18 protein-coding genes are annotated in these 22,757 nt (G+C 66.5%); 15 read left to right on the top strand and 3 right to left on the bottom strand.

The genetic code is table 11. The features are described 5' to 3' along the window. The first annotated feature begins 28 nt into the window (after positions 1-28). The 9 genes from FHW85_RS09130 (at position 29) to FHW85_RS09090 (ending at position 10,737) form a co-directional block, all read left to right on the top strand. Positions 29-733: a hypothetical protein gene (locus tag FHW85_RS09130; protein ID WP_168648051.1), complete on the top strand. Its 705-nt coding sequence runs from the start codon at positions 29-31 to the stop codon at positions 731-733. 32 nt (positions 734-765) lie between these two features. Beyond that, positions 766-2,154, top strand: a complete 1,389-nt coding sequence (locus FHW85_RS09125; RefSeq protein WP_168648050.1) for a peptidoglycan-binding domain-containing protein — start codon at positions 766-768, stop codon at positions 2,152-2,154. Positions 2,155-2,213: 59 nt separating this feature from the next. After that, a complete protein-coding gene (locus FHW85_RS09120; protein ID WP_167252506.1) occupies positions 2,214-2,852 on the top strand; it encodes a hypothetical protein in 639 nt (212 codons plus the stop codon). A gap of 89 nt (positions 2,853-2,941) precedes the next feature. Beyond that, positions 2,942-3,466: a hypothetical protein gene (locus FHW85_RS09115; RefSeq protein WP_168648049.1), complete on the top strand. Its 525-nt coding sequence runs from the start codon at positions 2,942-2,944 to the stop codon at positions 3,464-3,466. Continuing rightward, positions 3,463-4,878: an XVIPCD domain-containing protein gene (locus FHW85_RS09110; protein ID WP_168648048.1), complete on the top strand. Its 1,416-nt coding sequence runs from the start codon at positions 3,463-3,465 to the stop codon at positions 4,876-4,878. The genes FHW85_RS09115 and FHW85_RS09110 overlap by 4 nt, the downstream gene beginning before the upstream one ends. A 179-nt stretch (positions 4,879-5,057) precedes the next feature. After that, positions 5,058-6,737 carry a type IV secretory system conjugative DNA transfer family protein gene (locus FHW85_RS09105; protein WP_168648047.1) on the top strand — a complete coding sequence of 560 codons (1,680 nt, stop codon included), beginning with the start codon at positions 5,058-5,060 and terminating at the stop codon, positions 6,735-6,737. A gap of 68 nt (positions 6,738-6,805) precedes the next feature. Continuing rightward, positions 6,806-8,176: an FAD-linked oxidase C-terminal domain-containing protein gene (locus FHW85_RS09100; RefSeq protein ID WP_168648046.1), complete on the top strand. Its 1,371-nt coding sequence runs from the start codon at positions 6,806-6,808 to the stop codon at positions 8,174-8,176. Positions 8,177-8,435: 259 nt separating this feature from the next. Beyond that, the gene (locus FHW85_RS09095) at positions 8,436-10,232 is read left to right on the top strand and encodes a zinc-dependent metalloprotease family protein (RefSeq protein WP_168648045.1); all 1,797 of its coding nucleotides are present in this window, start codon (positions 8,436-8,438) and stop codon (positions 10,230-10,232) included. Between the two features lie 7 nt (positions 10,233-10,239). Further along, positions 10,240-10,737 (top strand): hypothetical protein, encoded by a 498-nt coding sequence (locus FHW85_RS09090; protein ID WP_167252512.1) that lies wholly within the window; start codon positions 10,240-10,242, stop codon positions 10,735-10,737. Between the two features lie 88 nt (positions 10,738-10,825). Here FHW85_RS09090 and FHW85_RS09085 read toward each other — a convergent pair whose 3' ends face one another. Then, on the bottom strand, positions 10,826-11,461 hold the full coding sequence (locus tag FHW85_RS09085) for a homoserine/threonine efflux transporter (protein ID WP_168648044.1): 636 nt from the start codon (positions 11,459-11,461) through the stop codon (positions 10,826-10,828). Between the two features lie 254 nt (positions 11,462-11,715). On the opposite strand from FHW85_RS09085, the gene FHW85_RS09080 reads away from it, so the two are divergent. From FHW85_RS09080 to FHW85_RS09065, 4 genes are all read left to right on the top strand, one after another. Beyond that, the gene (locus FHW85_RS09080; RefSeq protein ID WP_167252514.1) at positions 11,716-12,978 is read left to right on the top strand and encodes a nucleoside permease; all 1,263 of its coding nucleotides are present in this window, start codon (positions 11,716-11,718) and stop codon (positions 12,976-12,978) included. 258 nt (positions 12,979-13,236) lie between these two features. Continuing rightward, complete coding sequence (locus FHW85_RS09075) at positions 13,237-15,453, top strand: TonB-dependent siderophore receptor (protein WP_168648043.1); 2,217 nt, start codon at positions 13,237-13,239, stop codon at positions 15,451-15,453. Positions 15,454-15,485: 32 nt separating this feature from the next. Next, on the top strand, positions 15,486-16,472 hold the full coding sequence (gene dusB / locus FHW85_RS09070; RefSeq protein WP_168648042.1) for a tRNA dihydrouridine synthase DusB: 987 nt from the start codon (positions 15,486-15,488) through the stop codon (positions 16,470-16,472). Positions 16,473-16,698: 226 nt separating this feature from the next. Continuing rightward, positions 16,699-17,529: a class I SAM-dependent methyltransferase gene (locus tag FHW85_RS09065; RefSeq protein ID WP_168648041.1), complete on the top strand. Its 831-nt coding sequence runs from the start codon at positions 16,699-16,701 to the stop codon at positions 17,527-17,529. A 186-nt stretch (positions 17,530-17,715) separates the two neighbouring features. Here the strand turns inward: FHW85_RS09065 and FHW85_RS09060 are convergent, their stop codons facing one another. Beyond that, a complete protein-coding gene (locus FHW85_RS09060; protein WP_168648040.1) occupies positions 17,716-18,456 on the bottom strand; it encodes an SGNH/GDSL hydrolase family protein in 741 nt (246 codons plus the stop codon). Positions 18,457-18,761: 305 nt separating this feature from the next. Between FHW85_RS09060 and metK the strand changes: the two genes are divergently transcribed. Beyond that, on the top strand, positions 18,762-19,961 hold the full coding sequence (metK, locus tag FHW85_RS09055) for a methionine adenosyltransferase (RefSeq protein WP_167252519.1): 1,200 nt from the start codon (positions 18,762-18,764) through the stop codon (positions 19,959-19,961). 85 nt (positions 19,962-20,046) lie between these two features. After that, positions 20,047-21,906, top strand: a complete 1,860-nt coding sequence (locus FHW85_RS09050; RefSeq protein WP_168648039.1) for an ATP-binding cassette domain-containing protein — start codon at positions 20,047-20,049, stop codon at positions 21,904-21,906. A gap of 182 nt (positions 21,907-22,088) precedes the next feature. On the opposite strand, the gene FHW85_RS09045 is transcribed toward FHW85_RS09050, so the two are convergent. Then, a complete protein-coding gene (locus tag FHW85_RS09045; RefSeq protein WP_167252521.1) occupies positions 22,089-22,697 on the bottom strand; it encodes a TIGR00645 family protein in 609 nt (202 codons plus the stop codon). Between the last annotated feature and the right edge of the window lie 60 nt (positions 22,698-22,757).

Genomic DNA, 22,757 nt, shown 5'->3' with positions numbered 1-22,757 from the left:
CAAACCCGCTCCGGAAGGAAACATCAACATGACCGTCAGCCGATCCAGCCTCCGCCTCCTGCCCTGCCTGCTGCTGGCAGCGTGCAGCCATTCGGCGAGCGAGGGCCAGCTGCCGGTGCCTTCCGGCGAAGCCGCTGCCACGCCACCGGCCACCGCCGTTTCCGCCCGGCCGGCACTGCATGCACCCGCACCGGCCGGCACCGCGCCGGCCGCCGATGCCTCGGTGCCCAAGGACATGTCCATGGAAGGACCGCTGCCGCTACCTGTCGCCAACCTGCCGGGCATTGCCTGCACCCAGAAGAAAAAAGACTGGGCGCCGGAATGCACGGCCGGCGAGTACCAGATCGTGGTGAACACGGAAGGCTGCGGCACGGACGGCATCTACGGCCAGATCCAGGCCAACGACCAGCCCTCCGCGGTGCTGGCCACGGCGTTCCCGCCCTTCCCGTCCACGCCGGTGGCCAGGCTGCACGACATGCAGTTCGTCTGCGTCATGGCCAACGCGCACAAGCAGGCGGGGCAGCCGGAATGGCACTACGTGGTGGCGATCCCGGCGGAATCCGTCGCGGCCTGCAAGCACAGCGAGCTGTGCGGCGAGCCCGGCGCGCCGAAGGTGGAGTGGATCAAGCCGGCGCCGCAGGGCGCCTGCCGGCTGGAGCACGGGCAGTACGTGGATTGCGCCGCCGGCTGGGTAAGCGCATCGCAGTACGCAGAGTTCTCGATGGGACTGTAAGCAGCCTTTCTTTCTGACCACTCGGAGGATGTATGGGTCGCGAAATTCTGGATGAGGCTTACCGTCATTTTGCGCAGGAAGGCCGCAAGTACGAATACGGCCGCGGCGACATGAGCCTGAAGAACGGCTCCCCCAATCACCGCTCGGATCCGAGCCGCACCGAGCAGGACCTCGACAAGGACGGCTACTACGGCGTCGATTGCTCGTCCCTGGTCTGGCGCGGCATGAAGAACGCCGGCTACGACGTCGGCAACGAACCGTTCGCCACGTCCAAGCTCTACGACGGTGGCTTCACCGGCTACGCCAAGCAGCACTTCGACATCGTGCCGGCCGAGGACGCGCGCAAGACGCCCGGCTCGCTGCAGCCGGGCGACCTGCTGATGTTCGACAGCAAGCACGGACGCCACGTGGCCATCTTCAAGGGCTACGACGACAAGGGAAACATCGAGTTCTACGGCTCCCAGGTCAGCACCGGCCCCGCGCTGAGCAAGGCGATGGGCCCGACCGACACCAAGGAGGGCTACTGGAACGGCGGCGATTTCAAGATCGTCGGCGCGATGCGCCCCAAGCCCGAGTTCCAGGTGCACCAGCCGCTGCACGGGCATGAGAAGGTCAATATCCCGGAGGCGCCGAACGGCCCGATGGTCACGCGCCATCACCCGGCCGGCCATCACGCGCCCACGCCGCCGAGCCACGGCGCAGCCCCGCACCCGCCCGCCACGCCGGCAGCGCCTGCGCACCAGCCCCCGGCCCATCCGGCGGAGCACAAGCACGCGCAGGAGAATTACCTGCACAAGGGTGCCCGCGGCGGCGACGTGATGAGCCTGCAGCAGGAGCTGACCAGGCTCGGCTATCCGGTGCATCCCGACGGCAAGTTCGGCGGCCTCACCGACGAGGCGCTGCGCAAGTTCCAGCACGATCACAAGCTGGAACCCGATGGCATTGCCGGGCCCAGGACCATGGACGCGGTGCGCCACCAGCTCGAGCAGCAGAAGCAGCACGGCCAGGAGCCGAAGGCGCCGATGCGCCTGGACAACCCGGCCCATCCGGAAAACGCCCTGTACAAGCAGGCGCTGGACGCCGTGCACCGCCTCGACGCCGCCCACCAGCGCGAACCGAACCACCAGAGCGGCCAGCTCGCCGGCTCGCTCGCGGCGCGCGCACGCGAGGAAGGCCTGCAGCGCATCGACCACGCCGTGCTCAGCGACGACGCCAAGCACACCTACGCGGTGCAGGGCGATCTGAACTCGCCGTTCAAGCGCGTGGCCGGCGTGGACACCGCGCAGGCGGTGAACACGCCGCTGGAAAAGAGCACCACGGCGCTGGAGCACGCCGCCAGCACGCAGACGCAGAACGCGCAGCACCAGCAGCAGAAGCAGCAGCAGGCGCCCGCGCAGGCGGGTCCCAGCGTTTCCCACTAACCGGCAACGCCCGGGCCTGTCCGCACGGACAGGCCCGGCTTCTTCCGCAGAGACCAGCCATGTCGATCAGAACCGCATCACTCAAAACCGGGAAGGGCTTCACTCTCCCGCTGCTGCTGTTGCTGCTGCTCGTCCAGGGCGCATCGGCTGCCGATACCAAGGACACGGCGCCGCCAAAGCCCGCCGCCGTCGGCGCACCCTCCGCCGCCAGCGTGCCGCAGGGCTTTTCCTCCTATGCGGCGGAGCCGGCCGGGGACAACAAGCAGTGCGTGGTCGGCGCCGTCGCCGACGCGGACGGCATGAACCAGAAGCCGTTCGTCTACGTGGAGGACACCGCCGCCAACCGCGTGCTGTGGACCCGCCCGCTGGAGCTGCCGTCCAACACCTTCCAGGGCCGGGCCACCCACTGCCTGCACAAGGGCGGCACCGTCTACGTGCTGCTGCAGGCCGACACGCAGGCGGCGCAGTCGCTGTCGCAGACCCAGCTGCGGGTGATCGAGCTGGATGCCGCCACCGGCAGCGTCACCGGCAACCGCGAGGTGCCGATGCCCGGCGCCGCCGAAGCCACCTCGGCGTGGGTCGACAAGGGCGAGGACGCCTTCCGCCTCGCCGGCAAGAACGGCCTGGCCATCAGTGGCGAATACTTCCGGCTGGCCGACCCGGACAAGCATCTTACGTTCACGGTCACCCTGCACTGAGCATGGGTGTCACCGTGCATCCGCGACCGCGCCGCGCCGTCCATGCGCTGCTGCTGGCGCTCGCGTCCACCACCGCTTTCGGTTCTCCCATGAAGACTCCAGAGATCAAGCAGAATCCGCATCCGAAGAAACGCTACGAGCTGACCCTCAGCATCGAGGGCGCACCGGGGCCGTTCGATTCCATCAAGGGCACCGTGCACTACAAGGTGCAGAACGAACGCTGCGTACCGGCCACGCCGGTCAGCGGCGCCACGCTCACGCCGGAGCAGGACGTCGCCATCGACTTCGTCCGCATCAGCGACCATGAGTACAAGGGCTCGCTCTACGCCGACCTGCTGCAGGACGAGGACTACTACGGCATGGGCGTGTGCCACTGGGCGGTGAACACCGCCTGGGCCACGCTGCGCATCAAGGGCGTGGAATTCTCGCCCGCGATGGATTCGCGCGAACTGCTGGCCCAGAAGCCGGTGCCCACGTATTTCGTGCGCAGCGAATACTTCAACAGCAGCGACGAGCGCACCGCCTTCGGCACACCCAACCGCGCGCTGTTCAAGCCCACCACGCGCACCGACATCTTCTCGATGACGCTGACGGCCAGGGAGACGGCCCCATGAGCACGGACAGCACCGGCATCAGCACCACCGACTACGCCCTGCTCGCGCGCGACGCCTACCAGGACCGCCAGATCAACCAGACGGTCGAACTCGGCGGCGTCAAATACCGCATCTTCGACCACACCGACGACCCGCGCACCGGCTACCAGGGCACCGCCTACCAGCGCGTGGACACCGGCGCGATCGTGATCGCCCACCGCGGCTCGGAATTCGACCGCGAGCTGCTGCAGGACGGCGGCACCGACGCCGGCATGGTGCTCACCGGCCTCAACGCGCAGGCGCCGGACGCCACCGCGTTCACCCAGCGCGTGATGGACAAGGCGCACCAGCAATCGGAACAGCTGGGCGTGCCTTACGACGTCACCGTCACCGGCCATTCGCTCGGCGGCACCCTGGCCGAACTCACCGCCGCGCGGCTGAACCTGAAGGGCGAAACCTTCAACGCCTACGGCGCCGCCGGCCTGCTCTACGGCCTGCCCGAGGGCGGCCACCAGGTGATCGACCATATCCGCGCCGGCGACCTGGTCAGCGCGGCCAGCCCGCACTTCGGCGAGGTGCGCATCTATGCCGCGCCGCAGGACATCGACACCTTGAGCAAGGCCGGCTACCGCGACGACAGCGGCCCGCTCAGCCCGCGCAATCCGCTGAAGGCCACCGACTTCAGCGCGCACGCGATCGACAATTTCGTGCCGGACAACAAGCTGCTCGGCCATTCCATCGTCAGCGCCGGGAACGCCGCCCTGTACCAGGAACACAAGGGCATGATCGACCGCTACCGCGAGGACGTGCGCGACATCCGCACCGTGCTGTCGGCGCCGTGGGAAGTGCCGCGCGCCGTGGTGCACGGCGTGGAGCACGTGGCGCAGGAAGTGGGCGAGAAAGTTTCCGAAGGCGTGCATGCGGTGGGCAACGCGGTCAGCCACGCGGTGCACGAGGTGGAGGAGAAGCTGGAGCACTTCGGCGACGGCGCCTCCCACGCCCTCCATACGCTCACCCACCCCGGCGAGTGGCATCACGCCAAGCCCCCGCTCGACCAGCCCGGCCACCCGGACCATGCCCTGTTCCAGCAGGCGCGCGATGCGGTGCGCGCGCTGGACGCCTCGCGCCAGCGCGCTTCCGACCAGCAGAGCGACAATCTCTCCGGCGCGCTGGTGGTGGCTTCGCGCAAGGCCGGCCTGGAGCGCATCGACCGCGTGATGCTCAGCGAAGACGGCAGCCGCGCCTACGCCGTGCAGGGCGATCTGAACTCGCCGTTCAAGCGCGTGGCCGAGGTGCCGACCCAGCAGGCGGTGAACACGCCGGTCGAACGCAGCAGCGCCCAGCTGGAGCAGGCAGCGGCGCAGCAGCAGGCGGCCAGGCCGGGGCTGCAGCAGGGGCCGGCGCCCGGCCAGCCGCAGCACCAGGGCGCCTGAGGCTGAGTCAGCGCGGACGCGAAGGCGATCACCGGACCTGTCACCGAAACCCGTTTACACTAGGTTCCAATGACAGTACGAAGGGATGCCGCGGCGGGGCCTGCTCCCACCGCGGCATGGCAAGAGCACAGGGGCCGAAGCACCTTGGCTTCGGAGCAATGGATGCGAGTCAGGTTCTCATGAGCAAGACGAAATGGTATTGGGCCGCCGGCCTGCTGCTGGCCGCCCTCGTCGGCGGCATGTTCTTTTCCGGCTGGCTGGTGCGCCTGCTGCTGAAAGTGGAGGTTCCGCTGTCGTGGAACACCTACTACCAGTACGCCAGCGCGCTGGACGTGCCGCAGGTGCAGGCCTACGCCGGCCGCATCAAGGCCGCCGGCTACATCGGCTTCGGCATCCCGGTGGCGCTGTGGATGGTGGTGTTCTATTTCATCGCCCGCACCCACAAGCCCTCCATGCACGGCGACGCGCGCTTCGCCCACGGCGGCGACCTGCGCAAGGCCGGCATGTTCAAGGAGCAGGCCAACGGCATCCTGGTCGGCAAGTACAAGGGCGACCTGGTGCGCCTGGGCGGGCAGCAGTTCGTGATCCTGGCCGCGCCGACCCGTTCGGGCAAAGGCGTGGGCGTGGTGATCCCGAACCTGCTGGACTACCAGGAATCCATGGTGGTGCTGGACATCAAGCAGGAGAACTACGAGCTCACCTCCGGCTGGCGCGCCAGCCAGGGCCACGAGATCTACCTGTTCAACCCCTTCGCCGAAGACCGCCGCTCGCACCGCTGGAATCCGCTGAGCTACGTGTCCAAGGACCCGTCCTTCCGCGTGTCCGACCTGATGAGCATCTCCGCCATGCTCTACCCGGACGGCGCGGACGACCAGAAATTCTGGGTGAGCCAGGCGCGCAACGCCTTCATGGCCTTCACCCTGTACCTGTGCGAGAAGTGGGAGCACGATGAGCAGAAGGGCCTGCCCCTGGTGCTGCGCGACAAACCCACCCTGGGCGCGGTGTACCGGCTCTCTTCCGGCGACGGCACAGACCTGCGCCAGCTGTACCAGTGGATGTCGCAGCAGCCCTTCCTCAGCAGCAATGCGCAGTCGGCCTTCGCCAACCTGCTGTCGCAGGCGAACGAAACCTTCGCCTCGATCCTCGGCACCTTCAAGGAGCCGCTCAACGCCTGGATCAACCCGGTGCTGGACGCCGCCACCGGCGACGACGACTTCCTGCTCACCGACGTGCGCAAGAAGCGCATGACCATCTATATCGGCATCCAGCCCAACAAGCTGGCCGAGAGCCGGCTGATCGTGAACCTGTTCTTCAGCCAGCTGATCAACCAGAACACCAAGGAACTGCCGCAGAACAACAAGGCGCTCAAGCACCAGTGCCTGCTGCTGATGGACGAGTTCACCTCGATCGGCAAGGTGGACATCATTTCCTCCGCCGTGTCGTACATGGCCGGCTACAACATCCGCCTGCTGCCGATCATCCAGAGCGTGGCCCAGCTGGACGCCACCTACGGCAAGGAAGTGGCGCGCACCCTGATCACCAACCACGCGCTGCAGATCGTCTACGCGCCGCGCGAGCAGCAGGACGCCAATGACTACTCCGAGATGCTCGGCTACACCACCGTGCGCAAGGAAAACATCACCCGCGGCAAGGGCGGCGACCGCTCGCGCAGCGAGTCCGAGGAACGCCGCGCGCTGATGCTGCCGCAGGAACTGAAGGCCATGGGCGCGGACAAGGAAGTGTTCCTGTACGAGGGCATCCCGCATCCGGTGATGTGCGAGAAGATCCGCTACTACAAGGACAGCTACTTCACCTCGCGCCTGCTGCCCAAGGTCGATATTCCCACCTTGAAGATCTGAGGCCGCGAACCGGGCCGATCCGGGCCAACTTGGACGAACCCGGGCGGCGTCGGCGCTAGACTTGGCGCATGACGCTGCCCTCCGCCCTGCTCGAGGCCCTCCATGCCAGCTTCGCCGGCGACGCCCTGTCGCTGGCCGAAGCCGAGCGCCTCGCCTACGCCTACGACAACTCCCGCCGCAACGCCCTGCCCGACGCCGTGGTGTTTCCCACCACGCACGAGCAGACCGAAGCGCTGGTGCGCGCCTGCCGCGCACACGGCGTGCCGCTGGTGGCGCGCGGCCGCGGCACCAATACCACCGGCGCCACGGTGCCGGTGGGCGGCGGCGTGGTGGCCAGCTTCGAGCGCATGAACCGCATCCTGCGCATCGACCCGGACAACCGCCTCGCTGTAGTCGAACCCGGCGTGCTCAACGGCGACCTGCAGCAGGCCTTGAAGCCGCACGGCTTCTTCTGGCCGCCCGATCCCACCTCCTCGCCCTGGTGCAGCATCGGCGGCAACCTGGCCTGCAATTCGGCCGGCCCGCGCACGGTGAAGTACGGCAGCCCGCGCGAGAACACCTTAGGAATGCGCGCGGTCGCCGGCACCGGCGAAGGCTTCCGCTGCGGCACCTACACCAGCAAGGGTTCCACCGGCTACGACCTGACCCGCCTGCTGATCGGTTCGGAAGGCACGCTGGCACTGATCACCGAGGCCACGCTCAAGCTCACGCCCAAGCCCAGCGGCCTGCGCACGCTGCGCGCCACCTATCGCGACGTCGGCGCCGCCGCCCACGCGGTGGCGCGCATCATGGCCCAGCCGGTGACGCCCTGCGCGCTGGAATTCATCGACGACGTGGCGCTGAAGCTGGCCCGCGACCACGGCGGCGACAGCGTGCCGCTGGCCGGCGCCATGCTGATGATCGAAGTCGACGGCGAGCCGGACACGCTCGACGGTGCCGTGGAAGCCGTCTCGCGCGCCGCCCGCGGCGACGGCCTGGACAGCCTGCAGGTGGCGCAGACCGCCGAGGAAACCCAGGCGCTGTGGTCCGCGCGCAAAGCCTTGTCGCCGGCGCAGCGCACCATCTCGCCGAACAAGATCAACGAGGACGTGGTGGTGCCGGTCAGCCGCCTGCCCGAGCTGGTCGACGGCATCAAGCGCCTCGCCGCGAAGCACGACGTGCTGATCGTCAGCTTCGGCCACGCCGGCAACGGCAACCTGCACGTGAACCTGCTGCCGCGCGACGACGCCGAACGCGAACGCGCGCATGCCTGCCTGGCCGAAGTATTCGCACTGGTGATCCGCCTGGACGGCACGCTGTCCGGCGAACACGGCATCGGGCTGGTCAAGCGCGAATTCATGCCGCTGGCGCTGCAGCCGTCGACGCTGGGGCTGATGCGCGCAGTGAAGGCGGCGTTCGATCCGGACGGGATTCTCAATCCGGGCAAGTTGCTGCCCTGAGCGCTGCGCCGCGACCCGGCTTTTCGATCGCTTCGTCCTAGGAGCACAACCCGGATTACGCCTCGCCTGGGGCAACCATCGTGTCCGCCAAGCCGATGCTCGCTGGTGCCCTGATGAGAAGCCGGCCTGCCCGCCGCACTCGAAACACCGCGAAGTACTCCTAATTCATCGGCAAATCCATATCGCCCGCATCGGGCAGCTGCTTTAAATATCGCGCCACACCCGGGTACGGCTTCCATTTATCAAGGGCACGATATTCATGAAAATACGTCGCACCTCACTCCTACTGATACCCGCATTGCTGATCAGCACGGCATGCCTGGCCATAACCGCAACCACCTCGCTGACACCCTCCAACATTCCCGATGGACAGCTGCCGAGTGGATATGCGGGCATTCTTTTTAATTTCACCCAAGGAGAGCAGCCCTACATACTGAAGCTTCCACAGAACCCCAAGGACCAGGATTGGGTTCTCTTCGGCACGGATGGAAGCAGCAGATACACCGTGCACAGCGAAAAACTCGATCTGCCGCGCGACAGCGTCGCAATCTGGGCTTGCGGTGCCTTTTGCCAGTTCCGCTACGAGAAAAAAACTGGCCTGTGGAGCGTCACCGGAACAAAGGTCAAATACTATTCCTCCGAACGGAGCTCCATTCCTGCGGGAAACGGACCGTATACCGTCTACGACATAAAACCCGGCGACAGCCATCCGCGCATCTCGCTGCCCGCCACCGCGGTGGCTGGATCGATCATCTATATCCGATCGTCGTCGCAACTTTCGTCACGGATAAACCCGGATGACCTGCTCCATGCATCCACGGCCACGATCGAGAATGGCGATGCATACATGCTCCGCTATGTCGCCGACTTCAAGAAATGGGCGATAGAGAAATCTCCGGAGCGATTGATCGACCTGAAATCGCCCGACGCCCGCACCAAAGCGCCACGCTCCGTCTTCACGCTGACCGACGACGGCTGGATTCCCAACATCAAGCTGCCGGCAGGTGCCGGCGACCGCGACCGCATCACGATTCGATCGTCGACCGCGCGAACCGCGCTGATCGAAGGAGGCGGCGTCGAGGAAAAAGGCATGTTCGGCCTGAGCCGCGGCCAGGAATATACGTTCATGTATATCGGCGAGAAGAAGCGCTGGGTCGTCATGGACGCGCCAGACACGATCTATACGGCAGCGAATCTGCGTAAGGGGGTCATGCCTGACCCAGCCACTCCGCGCACTATCTACGTGTCGGATCGAGCGTCCTATGTGCCGAACATCCAGCTGCCGCAAGGGCCGCAGAAGAAAGGCGCGCGGATCCTCTTCAGGGGCGAGGCCTCCAACCCTTTCAACGTGCTCCTGGCGAGCGACGGAAGCAGCACACCGCATTCGGTCGGTATCGGCGAAACACCCGCGTTCGTGAGCGATGGCCAGAAGTGGATGCCGGAAGCCGTCACCATCGACGTCCTTGCCGTTTACAGCAGCGCCGCGGCCTCGACCTACGGCGAGGAATACATGCGCAGCCGGCTGCTCAGCGGAATCCTGGGTACCAACCAGGCACTGGAGAATTCAGGCGCTACTTTCACGATGAGACTGGTCGGTTTCAGGAGAATCAATGCGCCGGCCGCCTGGAAGGATCTATCGGCGGTATCGCAATTGATCGGCAGCCATCCTCAGGTAGCGAAATGGCGGGATAACCTCAAGGCGGACTTGGTTTACTACGAGGGAACCGAAAAGCAGGAAGGCTCTTGCGGGGTCGCTTATGCCGTCGGCCCATCAGAAAAATCTTTTGCAGCAGCGGGATCAACCCATTGCTCCACGTCGGTGATGCGGCATGAATTAGGCCATTTGCTCGGCATTTACGATGACACGCCGCCTTGGGCATACGGCCGGTCCGGCTACCCGCTGGTCGGCACGATCATGGCCGGCAACAAGGTCGCGTTCTATTCGACACCGCATCGATACACGCGGGATTACGGCCTGCCTATGGGAATGAAGGACCGCTACGACGCCATGGACGCAATGAATGAATTTTCGCCCTACGTGTCCGGATATCGGTGAGGCTCCAATGAATCATTCCATCTATCGCACCCTCGCTGCGTTCACGGCATGTCTCGGTCTGGCCATTCCCGTTCATGCGTCGTACGCCCAGAGTCCGCCCATCTTCCAGGCCGGCGTGGACAAGTACGCCGTCGAACACAGCGGCCGGGAGTCGGCCTGGCTGTTCCAGCAGCCGTTAAGGCCGAATTTTTACTTCCCCTACGTCATCTACGAGGGCGACAAGATATCCAGGCTCACTCCGGGAGCATCCTTCACGGCGCAGCTCGGCCTGGACTATGCCGGCGCGGTGACGTTCCTGGTCAACTGGGAGGAAACCGCGCAACGGGCGCAATCCTCCTATCGGAGCCTGCACGGTGAGATCCGGTCGACGCAGCCGGGCGGTGCGAAGCTGGGCGTATTTCGATTCACCATGAGAGTCGGAGGGACCGAAATGACCGGATGCCTGCAACTGCAGGATCGATCCTATTGCTTCGCGGGCAAGGACGGGGTTGGCTGGCTGTCCTGAAGACCCATTGCCGGCCTTGGCGCCATCTCATCAGTGGAGGTGGCGCCAAGGCTTTCGCTCGGCACACGATCGGCGGCCATCGGACCCGTCACGCTGCGCGGTTACCTGTCCCGCGCAGGATCAGGTGCAGCCCGAACAGCACGAACACCGCCCCGGCGAAGCCGTCGATCCAGCGGACCAGCCGCAGATAGCCGCGCCGCATCGCCGGCAGCGCGAAGAACGCCGCGACCAGCGAGAACCATAGAAACGTCTCGGCGATGATCATGCCCCACAGGCCCCAGCGCGCCGCCGCGCCCACGCCGTCGCCGACGAAGGCCGAGAACACCGAGCCGAAGTAGACCAGGGCCTTGGGGTTGGCCAGGTTGGTGAGCAGGCCGGCGCGCAGGGCGGCGAAGTCGCTGCGCTCCACCACCACGGTCCGGGTAGCCCCGCCGGCCGGCGTCTTCCACGCGCCGCGCAGCATCTTCACGCCCATCCAGGCCAGGTAGAGGCCGCCGGCGATGGCGATCAGGCGCGACAGCCAGGCCATCTGGTGCAACACGATCTGCAGGCCCAGCAGGGCCAGCGCCGCCCATACCAGCGCGCCCAGGGTAATGCCGGCCACGCCGAACATGGCCTGCCGGCGCGAGCGGCTGACCGCGGTCTGGGAGACGAAGAAGAAATCCGGGCCGGGGCTGGCCAGGGCGATCAGCTGGATCGCGGCGATGGTGAGGAACAGGCTCATGGGGTCACTCTCGGCGTGGAAAGGACGCTCGGAATAAGGCACGGGTATTTTGCGGCTGCGCAACTTGTTCCCGCCGGGCCGATTCCCTACGCTGGCGGACGTTTGGCCAGGACCTAAGACCAGTCCTAGGCCGCCCGCGGGGGATCAGCGCGTTCACCGGAAGGGCAGCACCAGCTCGGCTGGCTGCCCCGCCCGGCGTGTGCCCGACGGACCGCTCCGCGATATTAACGAATCACCAGGACCGATAAAGCCCGATGAGCATCAAACTCCGCCTCGTCATCATGTACTTCCTGCAGTTCTTCGTATGGGGTTCGTGGCTGCTGACCATCGGGGCGTACTGGTTCCAGAACAAGCATTGGCCCGGCACCCAGTTCGGCGCGATCTTCTCCACCATGGGCATCGCCTCGCTGTTCATGCCCTCGATCGCCGGCGTGATCGCCGACAAGTGGATCAACGCCGAGAAGCTGTTCGGCCTGATGCATATCGGTGGCGCGATCATGCTGTTCATCGTGCCCAGCATCAATTCGCCCGGGCTGATGTTCTGGGTGATGCTGCTGAACATGATGTTCTACATGCCCACGATCTCGCTCTCGATCGCAGTGGCGTACAACGCGTTGAAGACAGGCGGCGAAGACATCGTCACGGTGTTTCCGCCGATCCGCGTGTGGGGCACGGTGGGTTTCATCGCCGCGCTGTGGACGGTGAGCCTGCTGCACCTGGAAACCACCGAAGGCCAGTTCCACGTGGCCGGCGCCGCCGCCCTGCTGCTGGGCCTGTACGCATTCACCCTGCCCAAGTGCCCGCCGCGCTTCGAGCGCAAGGAGCACCAGTCGCTGCTCGATACGCTGGGCCTGACCTCGTTCGCGCTGTTCCGCAACGCGCAGATGGCGATCTTCTTCGTGTTCGCCATGCTGCTGGGCGCGGCGCTGCAGCTCACCAACGCCTACGGCGATACTTTCCTGCACGACTTCGCCACGATGGACCAGTACAAGGACCTGCTCGCCGTGCGCTATCCGGCGATCATCATGTCCATCTCGCAGATTTCCGAAACGCTGTTCATCCTGGCCATTCCGTTCTTCCTGAAGCGCTTCGGCATCAAGACCGTGATGCTGATCAGCATGCTGGCCTGGACGCTGCGCTTCGGCCTGTTCGCCTATGGGGACCCGGGCGCGGGGCTGTGGATGATCGTGCTGTCGTGCATCGTCTACGGGATGGCCTTCGACTTCTTCAATATCTCCGGCTCGCTGTTCGTGGAAGGCCAGGCCGATCCGTCGATCCGCGCCAGCGCGCAGGGCCTGTTCATGCTGATGACCAACGGCATCGGCGCGGTGCTGGGCAGCTCGGTCAGCGGCTGGATGATCGATGCCTTCTTCACCCATGCCGACGGCAGCAAGAACTGGCACGGCATCTGGACGGCGTTCTCGGCCTACTCGCTGGTGGTGGCGGTGCTGTTCGTGTTCCTGTTCAAGCACAAGCACGATCCGGCGGCAGTGGCGGCGGCGCGCGCGGCGCACTGAAACACATGGCGTAGGTTGGGGTGAGCCGTCAGGCGAACCCCAACATGGCCACCTGCATACGCCTCGCACTGTTGGGGTTACTGGCTGCATCAGCAGCCCGCCCTTCGGGCCATCCGCTACGCGGATGTTCGCTACGGCATCCTGCCTTCGCAGTCGCCTGACGGCTCACCCCAACCTACGTCTGGCGGGGCCGGCGCATGAATTTGTGGTGAGAATTATTCTCATTTAAGATGCCTGTTTTCACGGCCTCCTAACACCATGCCCCGTCTTTCCCGCACCATCGCCCTGGCCCTGCTGGCCAGCGCCGCCTCCGCCCATGCCGCCGATGACACGCCGGACCAGCAGCAGGCGAAAGACCTGGCGGCCGTGCGCGTCACCGGCGACTGGCTGGGCGACGCCACCGCGCGGGACGTGCAGAACCACCCCGGCGCGCGCACCACGATCCGCCGCGAGCAGATCGTCGAGGCCGCGCCTACCCAGGTGCGCGACATCCTGCGGCGCATTCCCGGCGTGCAGATCCAGGAAAGCAACGGCACCGGCGGCAGCGACGTGTCGCTGAACGTGGGCGTGCGCGGCCTGACCGCGCGCCTGTCGCCGCGCTCCACCATCCTGCTCGACGGCATCCCCGTGGCGGTGGCGCCGTACGGCCAGCCGCAGGTGTCGATGATGCCGATGGCGGTGGCCAACCTCGAAGCGGTGGACGTGGTGCGCGGCGGCGGCTCGGTGCGCTACGGGCCGCAGAACGTGGGCGGCATCGTCAACTTCGTCACCCGCGAGATTCCCGAGACCTTCGGCGGCAGCGCCGGCGTACTGCTGCAGGGCGGCGCGCATGGCGGCATCCAGACCCAGAGCAACGCTTTCATCGGCGGCACCACCGCGCAAGGACTGGGCATCGCCCTGCTCTACTCCGGCACCAAGGGCCCGGGCTACCGCGAGCACGAGAACAACACCAACATCGACGACGTGATGCTGAAGTCCAGCTACCGCTTCAGCGCCACCGACACGCTCAGCAGCAGCCTGCACTACTACCGCGGCCAGGCCGGCATGCCCGGGGGCTTAAGCCAGGCCGACTACGACGCCAACCCGTTCCAGTCGCGCCGCCCGTTCGACGACTTCCGCGGCCTGCGCAAGGACGCCGCGCTGAAGTACAGCCACGTCGACGACACCCGCAGCTTCGAGGTGCAGACCTACTACACCGACAGCTTCCGCGGCAGCCATATCGAGACGATCACGCAGAACGCCAAGACCGGCATCTACACGCACCAGCTCAACGCCTACCCGCGCAACTACCACACCTTCGCGATCGAACCGCGCTATTCGCAGCTGTTCGATTTCGGCGGCTGGACGCACGAGATCGGCGTCGGCTACCGCTATCTCAACGAAGCGATGCACGAGCGCACGCTGCGCAACAACAAGTACGACTCGCCGCTGTACTACACACCGTTCGACAGCAATCCGTACAACGGTGCGTACGTGCGTTCGGGCAACAACGCCGGCGGCACCGAAGCGCATGCGCTGTACATCGACGACACCATCAACGCCGGCAGCTGGACCATCACCCCCGGCCTGCGCTACGAGCGCATCAACACCTGGTGGCGCGCGCTGCCCGACGCCACGGTGATCGTGAAAGGCCCCGCTTTCCGGCGCGAGAAATATTCCAAGCCGCTGCCGTCGCTCAATGTGATCTATCACCTGTCCGAGCGCTGGAAGCTCTACGCCAACGCCGAGACCTCGTTCGGCAGCCTGCAGTATTTCCAGATCGGCCAGAAGAACGCCGATAACCAGTTCGCCAGCGGCCTGGCCCCGGAAACCGCGCGCACCTACGAAGCCGGCACGCGCTACGACAACGGCGCCTGGGGCGCGGAAGCCACGCTGTTCCGCATCAACTTCGACCATGAGCTGCAGCTGGTGGGCAAGATTCCCGGCGTGGCCGATTCGCACGACGGCTGGACCAACCTCGGCGCCACCACCCACAAGGGCCTGGAAACCGCCGCCCACCTCGATGCCGGCGCGTTCGATCCGAACCTGCGCGGCCTCACCCTGTGGAGCACCTTCACCTACACCAAGGCCACCTATAACTACGGCTCGTTCGCCGGCCGCGACCTGCCGTTTTATTCGCGCCGCACCGCCAACCTCGGCGTGCGCTACGAGCGCGGCCCGTGGACGCTGAACCTGGATGCCTTCACCCAGTCGCGCCAGCATTCGCCCGGTTCGCCCAGCTTCGATCCGACCAGGCCTTCGCAGTACATCACCGTCGGCACGCCGGCGGGCGACTACGGCGACATCCCCGGCTGGACCAGCTGGAACCTGCGCGGCGAGTACCGCTTCGGCCCGGCGCTGTCGTATCTGAAGCTCGGCGTGGGCGTGAAGAACCTGTTCGACCGGCGCTATTTCACCCGTTCCACCGACAACAACAACGGCCTCTACGTGGGCCAGCCGCGCACCTTCTTCGTGCAGGCTTCGGTGGATTTCTGACCGGCGGGGCCGCTCCCGGCTAAAATGGCCGGATGCAGATCGGCCCCTACCGCATCGACCCGCCCGTGGTGCTCGCGCCCATGGCGGGGGTCACCGACAAGCCCTTCCGCCTGCTGTGCAAACGGCTGGGCGCGGGCCTGGCCGTGTCCGAGATGACCACCGCCGACCCGCGCCTGTGGCAGACGCGCAAGTCGCTGCACCGCATGGACCACGCCGGCGAACCCGAACCGGTGAGCGTGCAGATCGCCGGCTACGACCCGGCCATGCTGGCAGAGGCCGCGCGCTACAACGCCGGGCACGGCGCGCAGATCGTCGACATCAACATGGGCTGCCCGGCCAAGAAGGTCTGCAACGTGTGGTCCGGCTCCGCCCTGCTGCAGGACGAGCCGCTGGTGGCGCGCATCGTCAAGGCGGTGGTCGATGCGGTCGACATCCCGGTGACGCTGAAGATCCGCACTGGCTGGGACCGCCAGAACAAGAACGCGCTCACCATCGCCCGCATCGCCGAGGACGCCGGCATCGCCGCGCTGGCCGTGCACGGCCGCACCCGCGCCGACAAATACGAAGGCGAGGCGGAGTACGACACCATCGCCGCGGTCAAGGCCGCCGTGCGCATGCCGATCTTCGCCAACGGCGACGTCACCACGCCGGAGCAGGCCAAACACGTGCTCGATGCGACCGGCGCCGACGCGGTGATGGTCGGCCGCGGCGCGCAGGGCCGGCCGTGGATCTTCCGCGAGATCGCGCACTACCTCGCCACCGGCGAGCGCCTGCCCGAGCCGGGTCCGGCGGAAGTGGCCGCGATCCTGCTGGCGCATCTGGAACATCTGTACGCGTTCTACGGCGAGCAGTCCGGCGTGCGCATCGCGCGCAAGCACCTGGGCTGGTACGCCAAGGATCGCCCGGAAAACGCCGCCTTCCGCGAGGTGGTCAACCGCGCCGAAAGCGCGCAGGACCAGCTGCGCCTGACGCGCGAATATTTCCAGGCACTGGAAAACGGCCTCGAACTCGCCGCGTAGGTTGGGGTGATACCCAACGCCATGCCTGCGCACCGAGCGGGTTTCCGCGCGCATCGTCGAGGTTACTGGCTGCATCAGCAGCCAGCCCTTCGGGCCATCCGCTACGCGGATGTTCGCTACGGCATCCTGCCTTCGCAGTCGCTTACGCCTACCCCCACGTGCGCCAATCTTGAGCGCGCCACGGCCGAGGCCTAAGCTTTCCTTCCAGCCCCGCTGCGGAGGCCCCATGGCCACCGAACCCACCGGCGATTTCCCCTATATCCACGGCTTCTCGACCGAGGAACAGGCCCGCCTGGTGCGCCAGGCGCGCATGTTCGAACCCAGCCTGTTCAGCCACGTGGACTACAGCGACGCCACCCGCCTGCTCGAAGTCGGCTGCGGCGTCGGCGCGCAGACCGAGATCCTGCTGCGCCGCTTCCCGCAGCTGCACGTCACCGGCATCGACCGCTCGGCGGCCCAGCTCGCCGCCGCCGAGCGCAACCTCGCCGCCACCGCCTGGTGCGAGGCGCGCTACACGTTGAAACAGGCCGACGCCACCGACCTGCCGTTCGGCGAACGCAGCTTCGACGCCGCCTACCTGTGCTGGGTGCTGGAACACATGCCCAGCCCCGCGCGCGTGCTGAGCGAAGTGCGCCGCGTGCTGAGCCCGGGCGCCACCGTCTACGTCACCGAGGTGCTGAACGCCTCGTTCTTCCTCGACCCGTATTCGCCGCACCTGCTGCGCTACTGGCTGGCCTTCAACGACCACCAGTACGACGCCGGCGGCGATCCCTTCATCGGCGCCAAGCTCGGCAACCTGCTGCTGGCCGGCGGCTACCACGACGTGCATACCGAGGTGAAAACCATCCACCTCGACAACCGCCAGCCAGGCAGGCGCAAGCACATGATCGAGTTCTGGGAAGAACTGCTGCTGTCGGCGGCCGATGCCCTGCTCGACGGCGGCCAGGTCGATGCAGCCACCGTCGCCGGCATGCGTAAGGAACTGCAGGCCGTGCGCAACGACCCGAACGCAGTGTTCTTCTTCGCCTTCGTGCAGGCGCGGGCCAGCGTGTACTGAGCGTGCTCTGCGGTAGGTTGGGGTAAGCCGCAGGCGCACCCCAACGCTGCGGTGCGCCTGGAGGTCTCGACGTTGGGGTTACTGGCTGCATCAGCAGCCAGCCCTTCGGGCCATCCGCTACGCGGATGTTCGCTACGGCATCCTGCCTTCGCAGTCGCCTACGGGCTCACCCCAACCTACGCCGTATCACGGTGCGTCGGCGGCTGGCGGCTTCGCCTTGAAGCCATATGAGGCCAGCACCGGGCGCAGCGCCTGGATCCACAGCGCATAGCCGGCCGGCTTCATATGCAGGCCGTCGTCGCGGAACAGCTCCGCGCGCGGCTTGCCCTGCGCATCGAGCATCAGCGGCGCGATATCCACGAAGCGCACGCCGCGCTGCGTCGCCGCCCAGTCGCGGATCAGGCCGTTCGCCTGGCTCATCGCCGGCCACAGCGACCAGCGCGCCACGCTCGGCTTGATGGAGATGTACACCACCGGCACCGCCGGCAGGTCCTTGCGCACGCGCGCCACGAAGGCCTTGAAGTCGTCCGCCACCTGCTGCGCGGAGTGGCCTTCGTAGACGTCGTTGTCGCCGGCGTACATCACGATCAGGCGCGGGTGGTACGGCGTAACGATGCGGTCGGCGTAGTAGGTGCTGTCCTCGATCGCCGAACCGCCGAAGCCGCGGTTGATCACCGGCACGCCGGGGAAATCCTCGGCCAGCGAATGCCAGTAATTGATCGAGGAGCTGCCGATGAACAGCACGGCCTGCTGCGGCGGGGGCTGGGCCTGGTCCTGCCTGGCGAAGGCGTCCATGGCGGGCAGCCATTCGGCCGGCCCCTTGGTCTGGACGGTCTGGACGGTCTGGGCGGCGGCGGCCGAGGCCAGAAGCAGCCAGGCCAGGGCCAGCAGCCAGCGGGCGGGATGGATGGTGTGGTTCCGGGTCATGCAGGCCTCCGCGAGTCGTGCCGATCCGCCCGAATGTAGCGGATCGGGCCCGGAAATCCCCGCCCCGCCTACCCGCAGCGCAGCAACGGCCGGGACGGCCGTGAGCTATCCTCGGGCGCTTGCGCGGCCGCCCGGCAGGCCGCCGGAAGCCTGCGACATTCGGCCTCCTGGCCGTCCAAACGGCTGAATCGGCATGAAATCGTCACCTGCCGGCCGCATGCTGTAGCTGCAAAACCGGGGGCCGGCATGTATCATGCCGCACCCTTTATTTATCTCTCTATCCGTAAGGAAGGATATAACCCGCGATGAGCAACTTCCTCTTCACCTCCGAATCGGTTTCCGAAGGCCATCCGGACAAGGTCGCCGACCAGATCTCCGACGCCGTCCTCGATGCCATCCTGGCCCAGGATCCGCGTGCGCGCGTGGCCTGCGAGACCCTGGTGAAGACCGGCGTGGCCATCGTGGCCGGCGAGATCACCACCAGCGCCTGGATCGACCTCGAGGCGCTGACCCGCAAGGTCATCGTCGACATCGGCTACAACTCCTCCGACGTCGGCTTCGACGGCGAGACCTGCGGCGTGCTGAACCTGATCGGCAAGCAGTCCCCCGACATCAACCAGGGCGTGGACCGCAAGAAGCCGGAAGAACAGGGCGCCGGCGACCAGGGCCTGATGTTCGGCTACGCCACCAACGAGACCAAGGACTACATGCCGGCGGCGGTGTACTACTCGCACCGCCTGGTCGAGCAGCAGGCCAAGGTGCGCAAGGCGAAGAAGTCGCCGCTGCCGTGGCTGCGCCCGGACGCCAAGAGCCAGGTCACCCTGCGCTACGAGAACGACCAGGCCGTGGCGATCGACGCCGTGGTGCTGTCGACCCAGCACGATCCGGACATCAAGCAGAAGGACCTGGTCGAGGCCGTGCGCGAGCACATCCTCAAGCCCGTGCTGCCGGCCAAGCTGCTGCACAAGGGCACCAAGTTCCACATCAACCCGACCGGCAAGTTCGTGATCGGCGGCCCGGTGGGCGACTGCGGCCTGACCGGCCGCAAGATCATCGTCGACACCTACGGCGGCTGGGCCCGCCACGGCGGCGGCGCGTTCTCGGGCAAGGACCCGTCCAAGGTCGACCGTTCGGCCGCCTACGCGGCGCGCTACGTGGCCAAGAACATCGTGGCCGCCGGCATCGCCGACCGCTGCGAAGTGCAGGTCTCCTACGCCATCGGCGTGGCCGAGCCGACCTCGATCTCGGTGACCACCTTCGGCACCGGCAAGATCTCGGACGACAAGATCGAAAAGCTGATCCGCAAGCATTTCGACCTGCGCCCGTACGGCATCATCAAGATGCTGGACCTGATCCATCCGATGTACCAGCAGACCGCCAGCTACGGCCACTTCGGCCGCTCGCCGTACGAAGTGAAGGGTCCGGACGGCAAGACCTACACCGCTTTCTCCTGGGAGAAGACGGACAAGGCCGAGGCGCTGCGCGCGGACGCCAAGCTGAAGTAAGCGGACGTTTCATCCGCTGCAGGAAAACGGGCCGCGCAAGCGGCCCGTTTTCGTCGGGGCCCCGCGCAACGGCTACAATGCGCGGATGTCCCTGATCCAACTCCAGCGTGTCGACTTCAGCGTCGGCGGCCCCCTCCTGCTCGAACACGTCGATCTGTCGATCGAGGCGAACGAGCGCGTGTGCATCGTCGGCCGCAACGGCGAAGGCAAATCCACCCTGCTCAAGCTGATCGCGGGCGACCTCAAGCCGGATGACGGCGAGTTGCGCCTGCAGACCGGCATCGTGGTCGCGCGCATGGCGCAGGAAGTGCCGCAGGACACCGCCGGCAGTGTGTTCGACGTGGTCGCGGCGGGCCTGGGCGATCTCGGCGCGCTGCTGGCGCGCTACCACCACCTGCTCGCCGAGCACGACTTCGACGCGCTGGGCGACGTGCAGGCGCAGATCGAGGCGCGGCACGGCTGGGATCTGGACCGCCGCGTCAACGAGGTGCTGGAGCGGCTGGAACTGCCGGCCGACACCGACTTCGCCGCGCTGTCCGGCGGCATGAAGCGCCGTGTGCTGCTGGCCCAGGCGCTGGTGCGCAAGCCGGACGTGCTGCTGCTGGACGAGCCGACCAACCACCTGGATATCGAGGCGATCGGCTGGCTCGAGGGTTTTCTCAAGTCCTTCGCCGGCAGCCTGATCTTCATCACCCATGACCGCTCGTTCCTGCGCTCGCTGGCCACGCGCATCGTGGAGATCGACCGCGGCCAGCTGACCAGCTGGCCCGGCGACTACGACAACTACCTGCGCCGCCGCGAGGAACGCCTGCACGCCGAGGCGCAGGCCAATGCGCTGTTCGACAAGAAGCTGGCGCAGGAAGAAGTGTGGATCCGCCAGGGCATCAAGGCGCGCCGCACCCGCAACGAAGGCCGCGTGCGCGCGCTGAAGGCGCTGCGCCGCGAGCGTGCCGAGCGGCGCGAGCTGGGCGGCAACGCCAGGATCACCCTGGCCAATGCACAGGCCTCCGGCAAGAAGGTGATCGAGACGCGCGGCGTGCACCAGGCCTACGGCGGGCGCGTGCTGATCGACCAGCTCGACACCGTGATCATGCGCGGCGACCGCGTCGGCATCGTCGGCCCGAACGGCGCCGGCAAGAGCACCCTGCTCAAGATCCTGCTGGGCGAACTCACGCCGCAGCGCGGCGAGGTGACGCTGGGCACCGGCCTGCAGATCGCCTACTTCGACCAGCACCGCAGCCAGCTCGACGACGCGCTCAATGCGCTGGACAACGTGGCCGGCGGGCGCGAATACATCGAGCTCAACGGCCAGCGCAAGCACGTCATCGGCTACCTGCAGGATTTCCTGTTCTCGCCCGAACGCGCCCGCGCACCGATCACCCGCCTCTCCGGCGGCGAACGCAACCGCCTGCTGCTGGCCAAGCTGTTCGCCCAGCCGTCCAACCTGCTGGTGATGGACGAACCCACCAACGACCTGGACGTGGAAACACTGGAGCTGCTGGAAGAACTGCTGACCGAATACCAGGGCACCTTGCTGCTGGTGTCGCACGACCGCGAGTTTCTCGACAACGTGGTCAGCAGCACGCTGGTGCTGGAAGGCGAAGGCCGGGTCGGCGACTACGTCGGCGGCTACAGCGACTGGCTGCGGCAGCGGCCGGTGGCGAAGGCGGTGGAAGCCGTGCCGGTGCCGGCGAAGCCCGCCGAAGCGCCGCGCGCCGCGGAGCCGAAGCGCAAGCTCAGCTACAAGGACCAGCGCGAGCTGGAGCAGCTGCCGGCGCTGATCGAAAAGCTGGAGACGGATATCGCCGAGTGTTCGGCGGCGATGAACGATCCGGCGTTCTACCAGCAGGACAACGCGGCGATCCAGCGGCACAACGAGGCGCTGGCGAAGCTGCAGGCGGAGCTGGAAGTGGCGTACGCGCGGTGGACTGAGCTGGAAGGCTAAAGACCGAAACTCTTCTCCCCTCCGGGGAGAAGATGCCGGCAGGCAGATGAGGGGTGGGTGCTCGCGGTAGCGCTTCTAAGAAGAGAGGAAAAAGCTCTTGAGCTTATCGAGACCCTCCACTCACCGCTCCGCCCGGCCCCTCACCCCAACCCTCTCCCCGGAGGGGAGAGGGAGTGAAAAGCTCAATGCTCCTCGCGCTTCGCGCTCTGCATCAACCGGTCCGTCCACGCGATCCCGATCGCCGACACGATAAACACCAAGTGGATGATGGTCTGCCACATCACGCCCACCGGCGTGAGCGTGGCGCATTTCAGCGCCGTGCCTGGGCCATTCTCGGCAATGCTCGCCAGCATCTCCGCCGAGCAGAACGGCAACCCCGTCAGCGAGCCGGCGGCGATGAACGTCTTCAGCAGGTGGATCGAGGAGATGCCGATGATCGCCATCGCCAGCTTCACCTTCAGCACCGAGGCGTTCACGTGCGACAGCCATTCCGGCTGGTCCGGATGGTTCTCCAGGCGCAGGCGCGAGACGAAGGTCTCGTAGCCGCCGACGATCACCATTACCAGCAGGTTGGAGATCATCACCACGTCGATCAGGCCGAGCACGATCAGCATGATCTCCTGTTCGCCCAGCGACGGCGCTTCGTGGATCAGATGCCACAGCTCCTTGGCGAACAGGAACACGTAGACGCACTGCGCCACGATCAGGCCCAGATACAGCGGCAGCTGCAGCCAGCGGGAGCCGAAGATCAGCCAGGGCAAGGGGCCGAGGCGGCGGGGAGCTTCATGCATGGGAAAAACTCGTGGTCTAAAGCGTCCAGCCTAGCGAGATCGAAAGATTTTGCGCAAGCT

The organism is Dyella sp. SG609, from assembly GCF_012275375.1.
Lineage (GTDB): Bacteria > Pseudomonadota > Gammaproteobacteria > Xanthomonadales > Rhodanobacteraceae > Dyella_D > Dyella_D marensis.
Note: the sequence above shows the minus strand (reverse complement) of the source record. Positions and strands in the feature narration are given on the sequence as shown.